Origin of the sequence: Micromonospora sp. KC207, from assembly GCF_004348615.1 — a bacterium.
In the GTDB taxonomy this organism is placed as follows: Bacteria; Actinomycetota; Actinomycetes; order Mycobacteriales; family Micromonosporaceae; genus Micromonospora.
The window spans coordinates 1-3037 of sequence record NZ_SMKJ01000482.1 but is presented as its reverse complement, the minus strand read 5'-3'; the positions used below and the strand labels follow the sequence as shown (position 1 = coordinate 3037).

The 3037-nt window shown below is 70.2% G+C and carries 3 protein-coding genes; 1 reads left to right on the top strand and 2 read right to left on the bottom strand.

All coding sequences use genetic code 11. The annotated features are described in order from the left end of the window. Both E1258_RS31540 and E1258_RS31535 read right to left on the bottom strand, forming a co-directional pair. The coding region (locus E1258_RS31540; protein WP_165949958.1) for a divalent metal cation transporter at nt 1-549 on the bottom strand (549 nt) is incomplete at its 3' end. Nucleotides 550-654: 105 nt separating this feature from the next. Beyond that, a complete protein-coding gene (locus E1258_RS31535; protein ID WP_132407504.1) occupies nt 655-1044 on the bottom strand; it encodes a PaaI family thioesterase in 390 nt (129 codons plus the stop codon). Nucleotides 1045-1143: 99 nt separating this feature from the next. Here E1258_RS31535 and tyrS point away from each other — a divergent pair, with 99 nt between their 5' ends. Beyond that, entirely contained in the window at nt 1144-2430 is a 1287-nt protein-coding gene (tyrS, locus tag E1258_RS31530; RefSeq protein WP_132407506.1) for a tyrosine--tRNA ligase, read from the top strand. The last annotated feature ends 607 nt before the right edge of the window (nt 2431-3037 follow it).

Below are 3037 nucleotides of genomic sequence, written 5' to 3'. Positions count from 1 at the left end.
CCAGTAAGCCCCCCAGCCCTGCCCCGCCGCGCCGCCGTGCACCACCGTGCGCCCGAGCGCCGCCCAGTCGGTGGGCAGCCGGAACAGCGCCACCGCGAACACCACCAGGGCCAGCCCGGCCAGGCCGAACACCCGCTCCATGAGCTGGAACCGCATCCGCCACAGCACCAGCCAGACCGCCGCCGCGGCGAGCGGCGCCCAGAGCAGGTAGCTCAGCCCGGAGGCCAGTTGCAGGGCCAACCCCACGCCGCCCAACTCGGCGGCGAGGGTCAGCACGGTCACCAGGTAGGAGGCGACCAGGTTGAGCAGCGCCACCCGGGGCCCCAGCCGCTCCCGGACCAGGTCGAACACCGCCCGGCCGCTCACGGCCGCGACCCGTCCGACCATCTCGGCGTACGCGCAGATGGCGACCACCCCGACCAGCACCACCCAGGCGTGCGCCATGCCGAAGCGCGCCCCCGCCTGACTCGCCGCCACCAGGTCGCCGATGTCCACGAACCCGCCGACGGCGGAGAGCACGCCGAGCGTCGCGGCGAGGAGCTTCCTCACCTCGGGTACGGGCCGACGGATGCCATCGTCGCGACGATAACCGGGCAGGATACTTCCTAAGCCCTAAACCGGGCATCCGGCGGCGGATCGGCCGCCCGTGGTGGGTCAGCTCGCGCTGAGGTTCTGCAGACGCACCTGGCCCCGCGAGACCAGCCGCCCCGCGTCGTCGGAGATCTCCACCTGCCACAGCTGCTGGCTGCGGCCCCGGTGCACCGGCGTGCCGACGGCCGTCAGCTCGCCCTCGCGAACCGCGCGCAGGAAGTCCGTCTGGTTCGAAACCCCCACCGCCCGACCCTGTCCGCCCAGCCACAGGGCCCCGCCGATGCTCGCGGCGGTTTCCACCACCGCGCAGTACACCCCGCCGTGCTGGATGCCGTACGGCTGGTGCAGGTCCGGGCGGACCCGCCAGCGGACGACGACCCGGTCGGCGGTCGCCTCGTCGAACTTCAGGCCAAGCAGGGCGATGAAGCCCCCGGTCAATTCGGGCAACTCCACGACGGCTCCTCCTCGAGTGGGAAGGGCCAGCCTAGCCAACCGTGATCAGTGGCAAACCCGGTATCTGCCGGTTCCGGCGATGGGGGAGAATCGGTGACCGTGACCGACAGCAGCCCCCCGCCGACCGGGCGGGACTTTCTGACCGAAGACCTACGGTGGCGAGGCCTCATCCAGGACTCGACCGGCCTCGACGAGCTGCGCACGCTGCTCGACGGCGGAAGCGCCACCTTTTATGTGGGCTTCGATCCGACGGCGGCCAGCCTGCACGTCGGCCACCTGATGCAGGTCACCACGGCCCGCCGGCTCCAGCTCGGCGGGCACCGGCCCCTGCTGCTCGTCGGCGGGGCCACCGGGCAGATCGGCGACCCGAAGGAGAGCGCCGAGCGGACGCTGAACCCGCCCGAGGTGGTGGCCGGTTGGGTCGGTCGTATCCGCGACCAACTCTCGCCCTTCGTCTCGTACACGGGCGAGAACGCGGCGCGGCTGGTCAACAACCTGGACTGGACCGGCGAGATGTCGGTGGTCGAGTTCCTCCGCGACGTCGGCAAGCACTTCCCGGTCAACAAGATGCTGGCACGGGAGGTGGTGAAGGCCCGGCTGGAGACCGGCATCAGCTTCACGGAGTTCAGCTACCAGCTGCTCCAGGCGAACGACTTCTACGAGCTGCACCGCCGGCACGGCTGCCAGCTCCAGTTCGGCGGCTCCGACCAGTGGGGCAACATCACCGCCGGGGTGGACTACGTCCGCCGGCGGGGGGCCGGGCCCGTGCAGGCGTTCGTGACGCCACTGGTGACCAAGGCCGACGGCACGAAGTTCGGCAAGACCGAGGGCGGCGCGGTCTGGCTCGACCCCGAGCTGACCAGCCCGTACGCGTTCTACCAGTTCTGGCTCAACGCCGACGACCGCGACGTGGTCCGCTACCTGCGCTACTTCAGCTTCCGCTCCCGCGACGAGATCGAGCGGCTGGAGAAGGAGACCGCGGAGCGGCCGGCGGCCCGACTCGCCCAGCGGGCCCTCGCCGAGGAGCTGACCACCCTCGTGCACGGCGAGCGGGAGATGGCTCAGGCGGTCGCCGCCAGCCAGGCCCTCTTCGGCCGGGGGTCGCTGGACGACCTCACCCCGGAGACGCTGCGGGCGGCCCTGACCGAGGCCGGGCTGGTGCACCTCGACGAGTTGCCCGACGTCGCCGGGCTGCTCCGGGAGTCGGGTCTGGTGCCGAGCGCGAAGGAGGCCCGGCGGGTCATCGCCGAGGGCGGCGCGTACGTCAACAACAACCGGATCACCGAGGTGGACGCGAGGCCGACGCCGGAGGACCTGCTGCACGGCCGGTACCTGGTCCTGCGTCGCGGCAAGAAGTCGTTCGCCGGCGTCGAGCTGCGTCAATAGCGGTGCGTCGGGAGTGTGACGCGGGACGCCCCCGGCGGATTTGACGACCGATCCGCCGGAGGCGTAGCTTTCTCTCTGCGAGCGCGGAACGGGCGAAACGGGGCGGAAGTCCCAAGGCCGGAGCGCGGAATAGAGCACCGGGTCTCGGGGTTGACACTCACAGTGAGCCGGGCCGGGCGGTGCCCCGGATCTGCCGGAGGGCGGATTTGGCGAGGCGCGACTGACCGGGTAGTGTTTGACGCTGGCAGGGAACCGGGCGAGCTGCGGGAAACCGCGGCGGCCGGCCTGCCGGAAGCCACGAGTGAGCCGGTGCGAGCCGGCAAATGTGTGGTGCCCGCAATTCGGGTGGAAGCGGTCGGATCGGGATGTTCCGGTTTGACAGTGCGGAAACCGGAGGGTAACGTAGTAAAAGTGCCCGGTGCGAGAGTGTGGCGGGTGTAGGGTTTGTGGATGCCCCGGACGGGGCCCTCGTGTTGGGGGTTTCGGATGGTGTGTGGTTGTTCTTTGAGAACTCAACAGGGTGCTTGATAAGCCAGTGCCAATTAGTTTTATGACCCCGTGCTGGCCGAGCTTTTGCTTGGTTGGTGGGGATTCCTTTGGCAACACT